Raw genomic sequence first — 16,106 nt, forward strand, 5'->3', positions numbered from 1 at the left:
TGGGGACGTCTCAGAAAACGGAAAATAAAGCACGTTAAGCCCATTGCAGACTCTAGATATTGACGAGTACGTCGGGTTTTCTCTTGTTTGAGTTGCCTCTTGTGGTAAGATAGTAATCAATTACTATCTTACCAGGAGTGCTCGTGGACACCCATCCAAAGCATCTGCCGGCCGATGAACGTCGTGCCGTAACTGTCGAGTCCGTCGTGGCGCTTGCCGGTTCACAAAACCCAAGCGAGATAACCACTGCGGCTATCGCTAAACACATGAACTTGACCCAGGGTGCGCTGTTTCGGCACTTCCCGAACAAGGAAGCCATTTGGCAGGCGGTCATGGAGTGGGTAGCAGAGCGCCTATTAGCCAGAATCGATCGATCCGCACAAGGAATCGAGTCGCCCTTGGCAGCCATGGAGGCGATGTTCATGAGTCATATCGAATTCGTAGCTGAGCACCCAGGCGTGCCAAGAATGATGTTTGGTGAGCTTCAGCGTGCCGAATCGACACCGGCCAAGCGCATGGTGCAAACCTTGATTCAGCGCTACGGCGAACGTTTGCATCGTCTCATCGAGAAAGGCAAGGCCAGCGGCGAGTTGTCTCCCTCGCTTGACAACGAGGCGGCGGCAACGCTGTTCATTGGCACGATCCAGGGCTTGGTCATGCAATCGCTGTTGGCGGGTGATGTGGGACGTATGCACCGCGATGCGCCGCGCGTCTTTGCAATTTATCGGCGTGGCATAAGGAGTGCGCAATGAAAAAGTTACCCTTGCAAGGCCGCACCCTGGCACTGCTTGCCGTCATCATTCCTTTGCTGGTGCTTTTTATTTATGTCGGTCTGCGATCAGGGCCGCTCGCCCCGGTCGCTGTGACGGTGGCAAGCGTGGAATCACAGGCTATCACACCGGCGCTGTTCGGCATCGGCACGGTGGAGGCGCGCTACACCTACAAGATCGGACCGACGTTTGCCGGGCGCGTCAAACGCCTGGAGGTGCATGTAGGCGACCAGGTCAAGGCCGGACAGGTGCTCGGCGAGATGGAGCCGGTCGACCTTGATGATCGGGTGCGCTCACAGGAGTCTGTATTCAAGCGGGCGGAAGCGGCTTTGCGCGAGGCAGAAGCCCGGCAAGCCTACGCGCAAACCCAGGCGCGCCGCTATGAGCAATTGTTTGCGGTGCGCTCGACCAGCGAGGAAATCGTCACCACCAAGCGGCAGGAACTGCAGATCGCCGATGCCGCCCTATCCGCCGCTCGGGAAGATATTGCCCGGGCACGCTCCGACCGCGAAGCACTCGTCGCGCAGCGGAGCAATCTGCGCCTGATCGCGCCGGTCGACGGTGTAGTCGCCGTGCGCGATGCCGATCCCGGCACGACCATCGTCGCGGGCCAGGCCGTGGTGGAAGTGATCGACCCCAAGAGTTTGTGGATCAATGTGCGCTTCGACCAGATCAGCGCATCGGGGCTGGCTGGGGGGCTGCCGGCTCATATCGTCCTGCGTTCGCGTGGTGGCCAGACCTTGAAAGGTCGCGTGCTGCGGGTGGAACCCAAGGCCGACGCGGTAACCGAGGAAACGCTTGCCAAGGTGACATTCGATAACAAACCAGAACCTTTGCCACCAGTGGGTGAACTGGCCGAAGTCACGGTTGACTTGCCGGCGCTCCCGGCCGCTCCACTGATCCCCAACGCTGCCGTCCAGCGTGAAGGCGATAAAGTTGGTGTCTGGCAAATCGTGGATGGTGATCTGCATTTCTCCCCGGTCAAGCTCGGCACTTCCGACCTCAATGGTTACGTGCAGGTGCGCGAAGGGCTCAAGAATGGGGACCAGGTTGTGACCTATAGCGAAAAGGCACTGACGGCGCGCAGCCGCATCCATGTGGTCGAGCATATCCCGGGAGTTTCACGATGATCAGCCTGGCCGGCCGCGACATTCTCCATGCCTGGGGGAAATTCGTCTTCACCGGCATCGGTCTGGGTCTGCTGATCGGCGTCACCCTAGTCATGGCTGGGGTGTACCGAGGCATGGTGGACGACGGCAAGGCGTTGCTCGACAACAGTGGCGCTGACCTTTGGGTGGTGCAAAAGGATACTCTGGGTCCTTATGCGGAGTCGTCCAGCCTCAACGATGACGTGTATCGCGCCATTCTCGCCATGCCGGGAGTCTCACAGGCAGCGAACGCGACCTACCTGACCATGCAGGTACGCAAGGGCGAGAGTGATGTACGCACCATGGTGGTCGGCATCGCGCCCGGTGCGTTGGGGGCTACACCCGGATGGCCTCCTTATCTCGTCGCTGGACGCCAGATCACGCGCGGTCACTACGAGGCTGTGGCCGACATCGCCACCGGCTTCAAACTGGGAGATCGTCTTGCCATTCGCCGCAATCATTACACCGTCGTGGGGCTGACACGGCGCATGGTGTCGTCCAGCGGCGACCCGATGGTATTCATTCCGCTCAAAGATGCCCAGGAGGCCCAGTTCCTCAAGGACAACGATGCCATCTGGCAAAGCCGGCGTCGCACCGAAGCCAACCCGGTCTTCAATCGACCCGGTGATCCAGGTTTGCTGGATGCCGTGATTGCTTCACAGAGCAGCAACGCGTTCGTCAATGCCGTGCTGGTCACTCTGAAACCTGGTCATGCGCCGGACGAGGTTGCCGAATCCATCCAGCGCTGGAAGCGTTTGACGGTCTACACCCGGGCACAGATGGAAGACATCCTCGTCGGCAAGCTGATCGCCACCTCGGCCAAGCAGATCGGCATGTTCCTTGTGATTCTGGCCATCGTTAGCGCGGCCATCGTTGCCTTCATCATCTATTCGCTGACGATGGACAAAATCCGTGAGATCGCGGTGTTGAAGCTCATCGGCACACGCAACCGAACCATCGCCGCGATGATCATGCAGCAGGCGCTCGCCCTGGGCGTGATTGGCTTCGTGGTCGGCAAGATCACAGCCACCTTTTCAGCACCGGCTTTTCCAAAATATGTCCTGCTCACGCCAATGGATTCTGTCGCCGGTTTTTTTGCCGTGCTCGTGATCTGCGTTCTAGCTAGCCTCGTCGCCATTCGCATAGCACTCAAGGTCGATCCGGCCGAAGCCATTGGAGGTTGAGATGAGTGGCAAAGGGATACACATCGAAAGTTTAAGCAAGCGGTATGGCGATGGTGACACCGCTGTCTTTGCCTTGAGAGACGTGAATATGCATGTTGCGCCTGGTGAAGTGGTGGGACTGATCGGCCCTTCCGGGTCCGGCAAGAGCACGCTGCTCAAGTGTCTGGGTGCGGTGATCGAACCGACCGCCGGTCGCATGACGCTGGGCGATGAAGTGATCTACGCCGATGGCTGGAAAGTCCGCGACCTGCGCGCCTTACGGCGTGACAAGATCGGTTTCGTTTTCCAGGCGCCGTACCTGATTCCGTTTCTCGATGTCACCGACAACGTGGCGCTGCTGCCGATGCTTGCAGGCGTCGCGAATGGAGAGTCGCGCGCGAAGGCACTGGAATTGCTCACAGCGCTTGATGTGCAACACCGAGCTCGCGCAATGCCCTCGCAACTCTCCGGTGGCGAGCAGCAACGGGTCGCCATCGCGCGCGGACTGGTCAATCGTCCGCCGGTGATCCTGGCCGATGAACCCACTGCGCCGCTGGATTCCGAGCGCGCCATGGCTGTAATCCGCATCCTCAACGACATGGCCCGGAAGTTCGAGACCGCCATCATCGTCGTCACCCATGACGAAAAGATCATCCCCACATTCAAGCGCATCTACCACATCCGCGACGGCGTGACCCATGAGGAAGCTGGCGAAGGGCGGGAGTTCGAATGAGAGAACGATTGAATTACAGGAGAATTTCATGACCCACCGCAAACACAGCCACGCATTTGGAACTATCACCCTGACCGTTACGGCCTGCCTGCTTTTATGGGGTTTTCAGTTGCCAGCTTGGGCTGGTGACGCTACCCAGGTTGAGCCACTGGCGCTACGCAAGATCATGCAGGAACTCGGGCGCAACATGCAGGCTATTACCGGTGCGATTTCGCAGGAGGAATGGGTTCAGGTCGTTCAGCTCGCCCCAAAAGTTGCTGCACACCCCGAGCCACCGCTTACTGAAAAAATGCGCATCCTTGCTTACCTCGGCGCTGATGCGACCAAGTTCAGAAACTTTGACGCGCAGACTCACGAGGCGGCGCTGGCCATGAAGCTGGCTGCTGCGAGCAGCGACGGCAAGGCGGTGACCCAATCATTCGCCCACGTGCAGGAAAGCTGCTTGGGCTGCCACCAAGCTTTCCGTAAACCTTTCGTGGAGCATTTTTATGGAGCACGCTAAAACATGCCAGCGCCCCATCAGCCTCGAAAGACGGCTTGCGGCAACTTACCTGGTAGCTGGTCTGGTCACCGCCGGTCTGGCCGGCTGCGCCGCCGGCCCTGATTTTCAGCGTCCCACCGCACCCGATGTGGCTCGCTACACTGCAACACCGGTAGCTGATAGAACCGTGTCCGCTCCCACGCAGTTCGGCGAAACACAACGTCTAGTCGAAGGGCTTCCGATCGAAACGCAATGGTGGCAAAGCTTGGGTTCATCCGCACTCGACGGACTGATAAACGAAGCTTTCCATGTCAGCCCGACGCTGGCGAGCATCAGCGCCAATTTGCGACAGGCGCAGGAGCTTCTTGCCGCACAGGCGGGCTCGACGCAATATCCACAGGTAGATGTCGCACTGGGATCTCAGCGCCAGCAAATGAGTCCCAGTAGCCAAGGGTTGAGCGGAGACGCACGTCAATTCAGCCTCTACAACGCCAGCGTTGGCGTGCATTACAACCTCGATCTGGCTGGCGGCAACCGGCGCGCACTCGAAGCCTTGGCTGCTCGCGCCGACTACCGTCGCTTCGAACTGAATGCTGCGCGCCTGGCCCTTGCCGGCAACATGGCAACCGCTGCCATTACCCGAGCACGCCTCGCCGCGCAACTAGAAGCCACTACTGCCATTTTGCGCGTGCAGGATGAGCAACTGCGCCTAGCCCATGAACGCGTGCGTATCGGTCAGGCCTCACCTGATGAAGCGTTGAGCCTACAAGCTCAGGCGGAGCAAACGCGGGCAGAACTGCCTGCGCTGCGTAAACAACTGCAACAAACCGAACATCTACTGGCGGTGCTAGCCGGTCGTGCCCCAGGCACGGGTGGCATCCCGGCCTTCACTCTGGCCGATTTCACTCTACCCGTCGAGATGCCGCTCGTCGTGCCCTCAGAACTGGTGCGCCGCCGACCGGATATCCAGGCGTCAGAGGCGCTGTTGCATGCGGCCAATGCAGACTATGGTGTGGCTGTCGCCAAGCTCTACCCACAGATCAACCTGAGCGCCAACCTTGGTTCTCAGGCGCTGACCACCGGTGCCCTGTTCGGTGGTGGCTCGGCAGTGTGGGGCCTGGTTGCGCAGCTCACCCAGCCTCTTTTTAATCCAGGGCTACCCGCTGAAAAAAGAGCGGCGCTCGCCGCTTTTGATGCCGCCGTAGCCAATTACCAGAGCGTCGTATTGGAGTCTTTGCGTAACGTCGCCGACACCCTGCGCGCGGTGGAAAGCGATGCACAAACTTTGACTGCCCTCGCTGCCGCTGATATGGCTGCACAGGCCTCCTTGCAGTCGGTCGAGCGGCAATACCGGCTGGGCGCGGCCAGCTACCTGCAACTGCTCATCGCGCAGCAACAGGCACAGTCAATCCGGATCAATATGGTTGCGGTCCAGGCACAACGCCTAGTCGATAGTGTTGTTTTATATCAGGCCCTGGGAGGTGGTGTCAGTTAAGACTATACCCTAACCTGATGTCAGATGTTGAGCACAAACAACGTCAGAGTAGGGTATTAATTTATATTTATTGACACATTCAGCCAAGGGTAATAGATTTCATCCTGACATTTTTACCTTTGGAGGCATCTTGCAAGGTCAACGTATCGGCTACGTTCGCGTCAGCAGCTTCGACCAGAATCCTGATCGACAACTGGAACAAATAGAAGTCGGCAAGGTATTCACCGATAAGGCTTCAGGCAAGGACACACAACGTCCCGAACTTGAAAGGCTGCTGGCCTTCGTCCGCGAGGGCGACACCGTGGTGGTGCATAGCATGGACAGGTTGGCACGCAACCTTGATGACCTGCGCCGCATCGTCCAAGGGCTGACACAACGGGGCGTGCGCATGGAGTTCGTCAAAGAAGGGCTAACGTTCACCGGCGAGGACTCACCGATGGCCAATCTGATGCTGTCGGTCATGGGAGCCTTTGCTGAGTTCGAGCGCGCTCTGATCCGCGAACGTCAGCGCGAGGGAATCGTGCTGGCTAAGCAGCGCGGGGCCTACCGGGGACGAAAGAAATCGCTGAACAGCGAACAAATTGCCGAGTTGAAACGGCGAGTTGCGGCAGGCGACCAGAAAACCTTGGTGGCCCGTGACTTCGGCATCAGCCGCGAAACCTTGTACCAGTACCTGCGGGAAGACTGACCATGCCACGCCGCTCAATCCTGTCCGCCACCGAGCGCGAAAGTCTGCTGACACTGCCAGATGCCAAAGACGAACTGATACGGCACTACACGTTCAACGAAACCGACCTGTCGGTGATCCGTCAGCGTCGCGGCGCCGCGAATCGATTGGGCTTCGCCGTGCAGCTTTGCTACTTGCGATTCCCTGGCATCTTCTTGGGCGTCGATGATCCTCCATTTCTGCCCCTGCTGCGCATGGTGGCCGCACAACTCAAGGTGCCGGTGGAAAGCTGGAACCATTACGGCCAGCGCGAGCAGACACGGCGGGAGCACTTGGTCGAGCTGCAAACGGTGTTTGGATTCAAGCCCTTCACCATGAGTCATTACCGGCAAGCCGTGCATACATTGACCGAACTGGCCTTGCAAACAGACAAAGGCATTGTGCTGGCCAGCACCCTTGTTGAAAACCTGCGGCGGCAGAGCATCATCCTACCCGCCATGAATGCCATCGAGCGCGCAAGCGCCGAGGCCATTACCCGTGCCAACCGAAGCATCCATGCGGCATTGGCCGATTCCTTGATACCTGTCCATCGCCAGCGCCTGGACGAACTGCTCAAGCGCAAGGATGGTAGCAAAATGACGTGGCTAGCGTGGCTGCGCCAATCGCCCGCCAAGCCGAACTCGCGCCACATGCTTGAACACATCGAACGCCTCAAAGCCTGGCAGGCGCTTGACCTACCTGCTGGCATCGAACGGCAGGTACACCAAAACCGCTTGCTCAAGATCGCCCGCGAAGGCGGCCAGATGACGCCCGCCGACCTGGCCAAGTTCGAGTCGCAGCGGCGTTACGCCACCTTGGTAGCACTGGCCATCGAGGGCATGGCCACCGTCACTGATGAAATCATCGACCTTCACGACCGTATCATCGGCAAGCTGTTCAATGCGGCCAAGAACAAGCATCAACAGCAGTTCCAGGCTTCCGGCAAGGCGATCAACGACAAGGTGCGGATGTATGGGCGCATCGAGCGCACGCTGTTCATTCTGGATTGGCTGCAAAGCGTGGAGCTGCGCCGCCGCGTCCATGCGGGGCTGAATAAGGGCGAGGCGCGCAACGCGCTGGCCAGGGCGGTCTTCTTCTACCGATTGGGTGAAATCCGCGACCGCAGTTTTGAGCAGCAGCGCTACCGGGCCAGCGGCCTCAATCTGGTGACGGCGGCCATCGTGTTGTGGAACACGGTCTATCTGGAGCGTGCCACCAGTGCTTTGCGTGCCCACGGCAAGGCGCTGGACGACACGTTGCTGCAATATCTGTCCCCGCTGGGGTGGGAGCATATCAACCTGACCGGCGATTACCTATGGCGCAGCAGTGCCAAGGTCGGTGCGGGGAAGTTCAGGCCATTGCGACCGCTGCCACCGGCTTAGCGTGCTTTATTTTCCGTTTTCTGAGACGACCCCCTTATGGCAGCACTTTAAATTGAGTCTCATACAGTATCTGTTTTCTTTCTCTTCATCTCTCATGACCTGCTGCCCACTTACAGACTCCAGGGTAAAGCAAAAAATTCTCCACCGGTGAGCAGAGTATATTGCATATGCCAGTTTATGAGTGTATATATAGCATATGCCAATAAGGAGCCTTCATGCCAAGACCCAGAATTCCCCGTAACATCTGTGGCCGCCCTGCGGATACCTGTTTTAAGCCCAATGCGCGACCGATGAGCCAGCTTGAACATGTTCATTTAAAAGAAGATGAGTTTGAAGCGTTACGGCTGGTCGATTTACTGGGCATGCAACAGCAGGAAGCGGCTGTTGCAATGGGGGTTTCAAGGCAGACACTGGCCAATGTCCTGAAAGCAGCCCGTTTTAAGGTTGTGGACTGTCTCACTCAGGGCAAGGCCTTAATAATGCACTCTGAAAGGGAAGGAGTTACACAAGATGATCACAGCCATTCCAGTGAATGACGACCGGGTAGCAAATCATTTTACCAAAGCGAGTCACCTTGTCCTGGTGGATGAGCGCGGTGTGGAGCTCAGCCGGACAGAAAATCCCGCGCTGGGCGCAGATTGTTCAGGTAAACGGAAGCTGGTTGACCTGCTGGTTCAACAGCAAGTCAGCCGCGTTGTGGTCCGTAACATCGGGGAACGGATGCTGGGTAAATTACTGGGGCATCAGATCGCGGTGTACCAGACTGACTGTGGTCGTCGTTTGTTCACTGAACTGTGTGATCCGGATACCCGTGTTCTGACTGAACTGAATAAGCCGGAGCAGGGACGCCAGTCCTTTCATCATGAGGCGAAAGGGAAAAAATGCTGTCACTCTGACGGGAACACAGCAGAAAATGCGTGCCAGGGTGGGCGTCAGCATCATCACGGAAACGGGCGCTGTTGCCATTCATGAGTTTATTTCATCACGGGCGGTGATTTTTATCAGACCCGTATTGTGTATAAACCAGGAGCCGGAATGTGTGGAGGAGGCAGTAATGATGCCGGGGGAGCCCCTCAGCTGACTGAATTCCGGATGCCTCCCATCAGTACAACCGGACGCTGAGCAGAAACAGATGAATTGTTATCTTGATGCCAGAAAGGCCCATACCTGTTGTATGGTCTGTAGTTCCCGCGACAACAACCCTGATACGGTGAACTTAATGTTTTCAGAGCACCCGGATGGCTCTGTATGTGCGGACTACAAGGCCAATCACAGGCATCAGGGGTATACGGGTCTTTTACATGGCGGAATGACGAGTACCCTGCTGGATGCAGCAATGACTCATTGTTTGTTCATGCAGGGTGTGCAAGCCCTGACGGCTGACCTGACGGTAAGATTCATTTCACCCGTTTGTACCGGAGACAAACTGATGGTATGTGCCAGACTGCTTGGGCAACGCAGGGGGATTTACCTGCTTGAAGCATGGCTGACAAAAGGACAGCAGACAGTGGCACGTGCCACGGCGAAATTCATTGTTCCGTCGCAGGATATTGCTCTGGCGCATCGCTAGTGTGACAGACGACAGGTGTACCTGGTTATTATAAAAATTTGAGGCGTGTTTTGCTCAGACCGGAAAGAATAATCGCATATCGTATATTCCACTGAAACCGTGTAAGAGGTAGTTATGAGTAAACAAATCATTGATATTGGTATTGCTGAATCATCCCGGGTGGAGATTGCAGACGGCCTGTCCCGGCTTCTTGCTGACACCTATACCCTGTATATAAAAACACATTACTATCACTGGAATGTAACTGGCCCCATGTTTAACAGCTTACATTTAATGTTTGAAAATCAATACAATGAGCTTGCCACTGCCGTTGATGATATCGCTGAACGTATACGCTCGCTCGGATGCTTCGCGCCCGGCACATATCATGAATTTTCACGTTTAACAGCGGTTAATGAAGATAAGGATATTCCGGCAGCAAAAAACATGATTGAAAATCTTGTCCAGGGCCAGGAGACCGTGGTTAAAACTGCACGCTCCCTGTTCCCGCTCGTTAATAATGCGAATGATGAAGCCACAGCAGATCTGCTTACACAACGTATCCAGTTACATGAGAAAACTGCCTGGATGTTGCGTAGCCTGCTTGAATAATGTCACCACGTGGCAGCAGAAAAAACGGTTTGTCAGCCACAGGCCATTGCTGTCAGTGCAGTACCATCCGTGCTGCTGTGGCTGTTTTTCTGACCGTAATAGTATAAAAACCGATAAATCAATAAGTTAAACAGTGAACGCGTGAGCGATAAATACAGTCCGGACAGGCATTACCGATGGGTATATCCGGACCACTGTCGCTTTCCCGTTATAATATCGCAGATTCCGGCCAGGCTCTTCACAACCTGACAGGGTTAATGCTGCAATGATAAAACGGTTTGCGTGGAAAGCAGGATCACATTATTCGTTGTTATGGCTTCCTTTACCGGTGCCTGCCTGCGGGCAGTAGAGATCATACAAGGTATTTAACAACGTCATGATACGGTTATCCTCAATACGGTAATATACCATTTTACCTGCCCGTCGGGTCTCGACAAGCTTCAGGCGGCGCATTACACCCAGTTGCTGAGACAGGGTCGGCTGAGTGATACCGACTGCAGCTTCCAGCCCGGCCACATTCGCTTCCCCCTGGCTTAACTGGCACATCAACAGCAACCGGTCGCTGTTAGCCAGTCCCCGTAAGACATCTGCTGCCCCCAGGGCTGCATTTTTCATATCGGTCTGACGTTTTGTGTCTTCATTCATGGGCATTGCTGGTTTCTCACATTATGTATTTTTATATAATGTTATTTAGTATACTGATGGTGCCATAATTTTGCCACCGTGTTCGCCAGGTCTGCAGCGTCCAGCTGGCCTGGGTAACTAATTATATCTGGCAGACATTTTGCCCCGAGTGAACAGAGAGGATGTAATGAAAATAGTGATTGTTGGTGGTGTTGCCGGCGGTGCGTCCGCTGCAGCCAGAGCTCGCCGATTGTCAGAAGATGTCAGTATTGTTGTGTTTGAACGGGGAAGCGATGTCTCTTTCGCCAACTGTGGATTGCCTTATCATATAGGCGGAAAAATTCCGTTACGGCAGTCGCTTATTCTTAAGACTCCGGAGGATTTTAAATCCCGCTTTAACATAGACGTCCGTACCTGCCATGAAGTGACGTCAGTGGATCCGGTTAATAAAACAGTGACAGTTAAAAATTTGACCTCAGGTGAGATCCATACCGAAGTATGGGATCGTCTGCTCCTCAGTACCGGAGCCGCGCCGGTTGTCCCTCCTTTGCCCGGGCTACAGCAAGAGGGCGTCTTTACGCTCCGAAATCTTACTGACATGGATGCTATCCTGGCGTGGATTGAGCAACATAACGTCGCTCACACCACGCTTGTCGGGGGGGGATTCATCGGACTTGAAGTGATGGAGGCTCTGAGCGAACGGGGGATCCGTGTTACCCTGCTGGAGATGGGAGAACAGGTTATGGCTCCGGTTGATCCTGAAATGGCATCAGCCCTGCATCAGGAAATCCGGAATCATGGCGTGGATCTGCGTCTCAGAACGGCACTCACCGAGGTGCTGCGGACAGAAACGGGATTCCGCGTTGCACTGTCTGACGGTGGCTTTGTGCAGACCGACATGGTTATTCTCGCCATCGGGGTAAAACCTGAGAACAGCCTTGCCACAGTAGCCGGGCTCGAAGTGGGTAAACGGGGAGGTATAAGCGTCAATGCCTGTATGCAGACCAGTATTCCTGACATCTACGCCGTGGGGGATGCAGTTGAAACACCTGACCTGGTCTTTCAGGAACCCGCTAATATTCCTCTGGCTGGGCCCGCCAACCGCCAGGGACGCATTGCTGCTGATAACATGCTTGATCACCACAGCCTTTACCATGGCAGTCAGGGGACATCCATTTGTAAGGTATTTTCGCTTAGTATTGGCAGCGTCGGTGCGAATGAAAAGCAACTGAAAGCCCATGGTACCCGATACGAGAAGGTTTACGTCCATGCTGCTGATCATGCCGGTTACTACCCGGGGGCTACGATGATCAGTCTGAAACTGCTGTTCAGCCCCGATACCGGTAAAATTCTGGGGGCCCAGGCGTCAGGGAAAAAAGGGGTTGATAAACGCATCGATGTTCTGTCTGTCGCGCAGCGCGCGGGACTTACCGTCAACGATCTCGAGCATCTTGAGCTGACTTATGCCCCGCCTTTTAACAGTGCAAGGGACGTTGTTAACCAGGCCGGTATGGTGGCGGCAAATGTCATCAGGGGAGATACGGCCATATGTCATGTCAGCGATGTTTTGCAACGGGAACCGGACAGGTATTGTTTAGTTGATATTCGTTCTCCTGAAGAACTGAAACAATTTGGCGAATATCCTGACGCGCTATCCATCCCTCTGGATTCTCTGCGGGAGAATCTTGAAAAATTGCCTGTAGATAAAGAGATTTTTATCGGTTGTCAGAGTGGTCTGCGCGGGCATGTGGCATACCGTATTCTGCAGGCTCACGGCTTCCGGACATATAATCTGAGTGGTGGCTTTATAACCTGGCAGGCGGTTATGGAGTCAATGAGCAAATAAGAGATGAGGTGCCATACACATGGCACCTCATCTGGTTCTGTCGCATTAAGACATCGTCGGGTAACATACTGTTTTTTTATAATGTTACCTGCCCATGTCTCTGATATGAAAAGCGTTTTAAACGCCTGCACTATCCCATTGATGTTATTGCTCAATGTGTTCGCTGGTATCTGACTTACGCCCTCAGCCTGCGCAATCTCGAAGATATGATGACGGAGCACGGCGTTATCGTTGACCATTCCACTCTTCATCGCTGGGTTATGCGCCTGGCACCGTTGTTGAATAAAACGTTCCGCCAGTATAAGCGTAATGTAGGTCGGCGGTGGCGGATGGACGAAACTTACATCAAAATCAAAGGCCAGTGGAAATATCTGTACCAGGAGGTTGATACCACGGGGCAGACCGTCGACTTCCTGTTGACCGCCAGACGCGACGCTGCGGCTACCTTACGCTTCTTTCGCAAGGCCATTCGTAAGCGTTAAGTGAGCGTAAGCGCACCGTGAAGGACGTAGGGTAAAAATTAGTTTACAGAGAGGGTGACGTTCCAGGGCAGCAGTTCTTTTACGCGATTGGCAGGCCAGGTGTTGATGACGCTGATCACATGATGCAGCCAGGTTTCCGGCTCGATGCCGTTAAGTTTGCAGCTACCGATCAGGCTGTACATCACTGCCGCACTGTCACCACCACCATCAGAGCCGAAGAACATGTAGTTACGGCACCCCAGCGCAACCACCCGGAGGGCGTTTTCACACAGGTTATTGTCGATCTCCACCCAGCCATTGCGGCAATACTCATTCAGAGCATCCCACTGCTTCAGCATATAAGCGAGTGCCTTCGCGGTATCTGAGTGTCGCGACAGCGTGTTCATCTGCTGTTGTATCCAGTCGTACAGCGATTGCATCAACGGAACGCTTCTGGCTTTTCTGACCGCCAGTCGCTCTTCTGCCGGACTGCCACGGATTTCCGACTCGATAGCATACAGCGCCCCGATACGACTGAGCACTTCTGTTGTTACTGTCGTTGGATGGCGGACATGTACATCGTGGATCTTGCGCCGGGCATGCGCCATACAGGCCGCTTCGGTTACTCGCCCACTTTCATAGAGGGCGTTATAACCCGCGTACGCATCGGCCTGCAGGATACCGCTGTAGTCCGCCAGATGTCGCTGCGGGTTGATACCTTTGCGGTCGGATGAGTATGAGAACCATACTGCTGCCGGCATGGTTGAGCCGGCGTTGCGATCGTCACGAACATAGACCCACAGCCGCCCGGTACGGGTTTTACCCTGTCCGGGCTCCAGGACATTCACCGGCGTGTCGTCTGCATGCACTTTACCCGACATCAGCACATAGTGGTTCATTTCATCGTACAGCGGGCGAAGTTGCTCTCCCATGATATCCACCCAGCGCCCCATCGTATTGCGGCTCAGCTCCACGCCCTGCCGGCGCGTAGATTTCAGCCTGGCGGTACAGTGGTAAGTGTTCAGCGAACTTCGCCATAATGATACGGGCCAGCAGCCCCGGGCTGGCGTAGCTGCATTCGATGGGTTTCGGCGGCAGCGGTGCCTGCACGATACAGTCGCACCGGCTGCAGGCCAGCTTCGGACGAACCGTTTCGATTACCCTGAAGGCGGTGTTGATGATATCCAGTTGTTCAGAGATGCTCTCTCCCAGCGGTTTCAGTTTGCCACTGCAGACAGGGCATTCGGTTTCTGCCGGGGCGATAACCTGCCTGTCACGGGGGAGTGTTGCCGGAAGCGCTTTGCGGGTGGGAGAGTCTGATGTTTTTGGTACTGCATCTCCGGCCATTGAGGTGAGTTGCGACTGCGCTTCGCCAAGCCTGTTCTGAAGCTCGGTTATCCGCTTTTCAGCCTGCGCGATCTTCTTTTCTATTTTCTCCCGGTTTTTCTCGCTGCTGCGGCCGAACAGCATTCTCTGCAGTTTAGCGACCAGTGCCCTGAGCGAGTCGATTTCGCAGGCGTAGCCGGTTATTTCACCGGACAGACGAACGATAACTGCCTGCTGCGCGACCAGCAGGGCCTTCAGTTGCTCGATGTCATCCGGGAGTTCACTGTTCATCCACCTGTTTTATCACGGGTTATATCCGTATACCAGGCTGTTCCGTCCGTTTTGGATGTTGCCATGCGATACCTTCCAGCAGCATGGACAACTGTGCAGGCGTCAGATGAACTTTCCCTTCCCGGGTCACCGGCCAGACGAAGCGTCCCCGCTCAAGACGCTTGGCGAACAGGCATAACCCGTCACGGTCTGCCCACAGGATTTTTACCATTTTGCCGCTGCGGCCACGGAAAACGAAGATATGCCCGGAGAAGGGATCATCTTTCAGCGTGTTCTGGACCTTTGAGGCCAGGCCATTGAAGCCACAGCGCATGTCGGTGACGCCAGCGATGATCCAGATTCTGGTACCAGTCGGCAGAGTTATCATCGGAGCTCCCCTTTCAACTCGCCAAGTAATACTCGCAGCAGAGCCGGTGTCATAGTTCCGTGTAGTTTTATCGTTCCACCTGGTAGCTCTACTTCGCAACAGGGTACATCAGCAGGCGATGGTGCCGTCAGAGGGGCTGGAACGACTGTGGGAGGCGCGATACTTACCGGTAGCAGTTTGACAGGCAGGTTATCCCTGCGATTCAGTTTTCCCTGTTTATACTGGTGACGCCAGTTAAACAGCAGGTTGTCATTAATACCGTGTTCACGGGCAAGACGAGCCACGTTGGTATCAGGTTGCATCGACAGCTCCACAAGGTGGAGTTTGAACTCCGTGGAGAAATTAGGTCGCCGGCGTTTTTCGGGTATTTCTCTGGTGGGAACCGGTTCGTATTGTTGGCTTTTCCCGGGGTAGAGAAGCTGTTCAAGTTGCTCAGGTGATATATGTTCGGGAACGGGCCAGTTCAGACCTGAACGGGCAAAGCGCCGGAACAGACTCTGCAGGGTGGTTCTGGGAATGTTGATTTGTTTACTTATCTGTTTCCTTAAGGAAGGTGCGAACAAGTCCCTGATATGAGATCATGTTTGTCATCTGGAGCCATGGAACAGGGTTCATTATGAGTCATCAACTTACCTTCGCCGACAGTGAATTCAGCAGTAAGCGCCGTCAGACCAGAAAAGAGATTTTCTTGTCCCGCATGGAGCAGATTCTGCCATGGCAAAACATGGTGGAAGTCATCGAGCCGTTTTACCCCAAGGCTGGTAATGGCCGGCGACCTTATCCGCTGGAAACCATGCTACGCATTCACTGCATGCAGCATTGGTACAACCTGAGCGATGGCGCGATGGAAGATGCTCTGTACGAAATCGCCTCCATGCGTCTGTTTGCCCGGTTATCCCTGGATAGCGCCTTGCCTGACCGCACCACCATCATGAATTTCCGCCACCTGCTGGAGCAGCATCAACTGGCCCGCCAATTGTTCAAGACCATCAATCGCTGGCTGGCCGAAGCAGGCGTCATGATGACTCAAGGCACCTTGGTCGATGCCACCATCATTGAGGCACCCAGCTCGACCAAGAACAAAGAGCAGCAACGCGATCCGGAGATGCATCAGACCAAGAAAGGCAATCAGTGGCACTTTGGCATGAAGGC

General features: G+C 55.3%; 16 protein-coding genes and 3 pseudogenes. 15 read left to right on the forward strand and 4 right to left on the reverse strand.

Annotated elements, in window-relative coordinates:
- Nucleotides 1–143 precede the first annotated feature (143 nt).
- The 12 genes from OGW13_RS11885 to OGW13_RS11940 all read left to right on the forward strand — a co-directional run bounded on the left by OGW13_RS11885 (nt 144) and on the right by OGW13_RS11940 (nt 10,039).
- The gene (locus OGW13_RS11885) at nt 144–752 is read left to right on the forward strand and encodes a TetR/AcrR family transcriptional regulator (RefSeq protein ID WP_004393990.1); all 609 of its coding nucleotides are present in this window, start codon (nt 144–146) and stop codon (nt 750–752) included.
- Nucleotides 749–1,900, forward strand: coding sequence for an efflux RND transporter periplasmic adaptor subunit (locus tag OGW13_RS11890; RefSeq protein ID WP_022652304.1), 1,152 nt, complete (start codon nt 749–751; stop codon nt 1,898–1,900). Before OGW13_RS11885 ends, OGW13_RS11890 begins: the two co-directional genes overlap by 4 nt.
- The gene (locus tag OGW13_RS11895; RefSeq protein ID WP_022652303.1) at nt 1,897–3,102 is read left to right on the forward strand and encodes an ABC transporter permease; all 1,206 of its coding nucleotides are present in this window, start codon (nt 1,897–1,899) and stop codon (nt 3,100–3,102) included. Before OGW13_RS11890 ends, OGW13_RS11895 begins: the two co-directional genes overlap by 4 nt.
- Nucleotide 3,103: 1 nt before the next feature.
- Entirely contained in the window at nt 3,104–3,814 is a 711-nt protein-coding gene (locus OGW13_RS11900) for an ABC transporter ATP-binding protein (RefSeq protein ID WP_004393997.1), read from the forward strand.
- Nucleotides 3,815–3,842: 28 nt separating this feature from the next.
- Entirely contained in the window at nt 3,843–4,316 is a 474-nt protein-coding gene (locus OGW13_RS11905) for a cytochrome c (RefSeq protein WP_016236502.1), read from the forward strand.
- Nucleotides 4,303–5,790, forward strand: coding sequence for an efflux transporter outer membrane subunit (locus tag OGW13_RS11910; RefSeq protein WP_088244041.1), 1,488 nt, complete (start codon nt 4,303–4,305; stop codon nt 5,788–5,790). Before OGW13_RS11905 ends, OGW13_RS11910 begins: the two co-directional genes overlap by 14 nt.
- 130 nt (nt 5,791–5,920) lie before the next feature.
- On the forward strand, nt 5,921–6,478 hold the full coding sequence (locus tag OGW13_RS11915; RefSeq protein ID WP_001162010.1) for a recombinase family protein: 558 nt from the start codon (nt 5,921–5,923) through the stop codon (nt 6,476–6,478).
- Nucleotides 6,479–6,480: 2 nt separating this feature from the next.
- Entirely contained in the window at nt 6,481–7,878 is a 1,398-nt protein-coding gene (locus OGW13_RS11920) for a DUF4158 domain-containing protein (RefSeq protein ID WP_174501489.1), read from the forward strand.
- A 215-nt stretch (nt 7,879–8,093) separates the two neighbouring features.
- Nucleotides 8,094–8,414 carry a DUF134 domain-containing protein gene (locus OGW13_RS11925; protein ID WP_001137910.1) on the forward strand — a complete coding sequence of 107 codons (321 nt, stop codon included), beginning with the start codon at nt 8,094–8,096 and terminating at the stop codon, nt 8,412–8,414.
- Nucleotides 8,389–8,850, forward strand: coding sequence for a NifB/NifX family molybdenum-iron cluster-binding protein (locus OGW13_RS11930; protein WP_000626969.1), 462 nt, complete (start codon nt 8,389–8,391; stop codon nt 8,848–8,850). The genes OGW13_RS11925 and OGW13_RS11930 overlap by 26 nt, the downstream gene beginning before the upstream one ends.
- A 247-nt stretch (nt 8,851–9,097) precedes the next feature.
- Nucleotides 9,098–9,448: a PaaI family thioesterase gene (locus OGW13_RS11935; RefSeq protein ID WP_287116162.1), complete on the forward strand. Its 351-nt coding sequence runs from the start codon at nt 9,098–9,100 to the stop codon at nt 9,446–9,448.
- A 114-nt stretch (nt 9,449–9,562) separates the two neighbouring features.
- Entirely contained in the window at nt 9,563–10,039 is a 477-nt protein-coding gene (locus OGW13_RS11940) for a Dps family protein (protein WP_000043177.1), read from the forward strand.
- 300 nt (nt 10,040–10,339) lie between these two features.
- Here the strand turns inward: OGW13_RS11940 and OGW13_RS11945 are convergent, their stop codons facing one another.
- Nucleotides 10,340–10,690, reverse strand: a complete 351-nt coding sequence (locus tag OGW13_RS11945; protein WP_174501487.1) for an ArsR/SmtB family transcription factor — start codon at nt 10,688–10,690, stop codon at nt 10,340–10,342.
- Nucleotides 10,691–10,850: 160 nt separating this feature from the next.
- Here OGW13_RS11945 and OGW13_RS11950 point away from each other — a divergent pair, with 160 nt between their 5' ends.
- Together OGW13_RS11950 and OGW13_RS11955 are read left to right on the forward strand one after the other, a co-directional pair.
- Nucleotides 10,851–12,509: an FAD-dependent oxidoreductase gene (locus OGW13_RS11950; RefSeq protein WP_094168989.1), complete on the forward strand. Its 1,659-nt coding sequence runs from the start codon at nt 10,851–10,853 to the stop codon at nt 12,507–12,509.
- 125 nt (nt 12,510–12,634) lie between these two features.
- Nucleotides 12,635–12,982 (forward strand): annotated as a pseudogene (locus OGW13_RS11955) (IS6 family transposase); the annotation flags it as partial.
- A gap of 47 nt (nt 12,983–13,029) precedes the next feature.
- Here OGW13_RS11955 and tnpC read toward each other — a convergent pair.
- The 3 genes and pseudogenes from tnpC to tnpA form a co-directional block, all read right to left on the reverse strand.
- A pseudogene (gene tnpC / locus OGW13_RS11960) lies at nt 13,030–14,587 on the reverse strand (IS66 family transposase).
- Between the two features lie 19 nt (nt 14,588–14,606).
- On the reverse strand, nt 14,607–14,954 hold the full coding sequence (tnpB, locus tag OGW13_RS11965) for an IS66 family insertion sequence element accessory protein TnpB (protein ID WP_038633649.1): 348 nt from the start codon (nt 14,952–14,954) through the stop codon (nt 14,607–14,609).
- The gene (gene tnpA / locus OGW13_RS25720; RefSeq protein WP_353622482.1) at nt 14,951–15,517 is read right to left on the reverse strand and encodes an IS66-like element accessory protein TnpA; all 567 of its coding nucleotides are present in this window, start codon (nt 15,515–15,517) and stop codon (nt 14,951–14,953) included. Before tnpA ends, tnpB begins: the two co-directional genes overlap by 4 nt.
- 53 nt (nt 15,518–15,570) lie before the next feature.
- Between tnpA and OGW13_RS11970 the strand changes: the two are divergent.
- Nucleotides 15,571–16,106, forward strand: a pseudogene (locus tag OGW13_RS11970) (IS5-like element IS5B family transposase); the annotation flags it as partial.

The organism is Citrobacter sp. Ca225 (genome assembly GCF_030337175.1).
GTDB lineage: Bacteria > Pseudomonadota > Gammaproteobacteria > Enterobacterales > Enterobacteriaceae > Citrobacter_A > Citrobacter_A amalonaticus.

Bases quoted from the DNA above. Each gene is read 5' to 3' on its own strand.
- OGW13_RS11890 (WP_022652304.1), top strand. From the start codon at position 749: ATGAAAAAGTTACCCTTGCAAGGCCGCACCCTGGCACTGCTTGCCGTC.
- OGW13_RS11895 (WP_022652303.1), top strand. From the start codon at position 1,897: ATGATCAGCCTGGCCGGCCGCGACATTCTCCATGCCTGGGGGAAATTC.
- OGW13_RS11900 (WP_004393997.1), top strand. From the start codon at position 3,104: ATGAGTGGCAAAGGGATACACATCGAAAGTTTAAGCAAGCGGTATGGC.
- OGW13_RS11905 (WP_016236502.1), top strand. From the start codon at position 3,843: ATGACCCACCGCAAACACAGCCACGCATTTGGAACTATCACCCTGACC.
- OGW13_RS11910 (WP_088244041.1), top strand. From the start codon at position 4,303: ATGGAGCACGCTAAAACATGCCAGCGCCCCATCAGCCTCGAAAGACGG.
- OGW13_RS11920 (WP_174501489.1), top strand. From the start codon at position 6,481: ATGCCACGCCGCTCAATCCTGTCCGCCACCGAGCGCGAAAGTCTGCTG.
- OGW13_RS11925 (WP_001137910.1), top strand. From the start codon at position 8,094: ATGCCAAGACCCAGAATTCCCCGTAACATCTGTGGCCGCCCTGCGGAT.
- OGW13_RS11930 (WP_000626969.1), top strand. From the start codon at position 8,389: ATGATCACAGCCATTCCAGTGAATGACGACCGGGTAGCAAATCATTTT.
- OGW13_RS11935 (WP_287116162.1), top strand. From the start codon at position 9,098: ATGTTTTCAGAGCACCCGGATGGCTCTGTATGTGCGGACTACAAGGCC.
- OGW13_RS11940 (WP_000043177.1), top strand. From the start codon at position 9,563: ATGAGTAAACAAATCATTGATATTGGTATTGCTGAATCATCCCGGGTG.
- OGW13_RS11945 (WP_174501487.1), bottom strand. From the start codon at position 10,690: ATGCCCATGAATGAAGACACAAAACGTCAGACCGATATGAAAAATGCA.
- OGW13_RS11950 (WP_094168989.1), top strand. From the start codon at position 10,851: ATGAAAATAGTGATTGTTGGTGGTGTTGCCGGCGGTGCGTCCGCTGCA.
- tnpB (WP_038633649.1), bottom strand. From the start codon at position 14,954: ATGATAACTCTGCCGACTGGTACCAGAATCTGGATCATCGCTGGCGTC.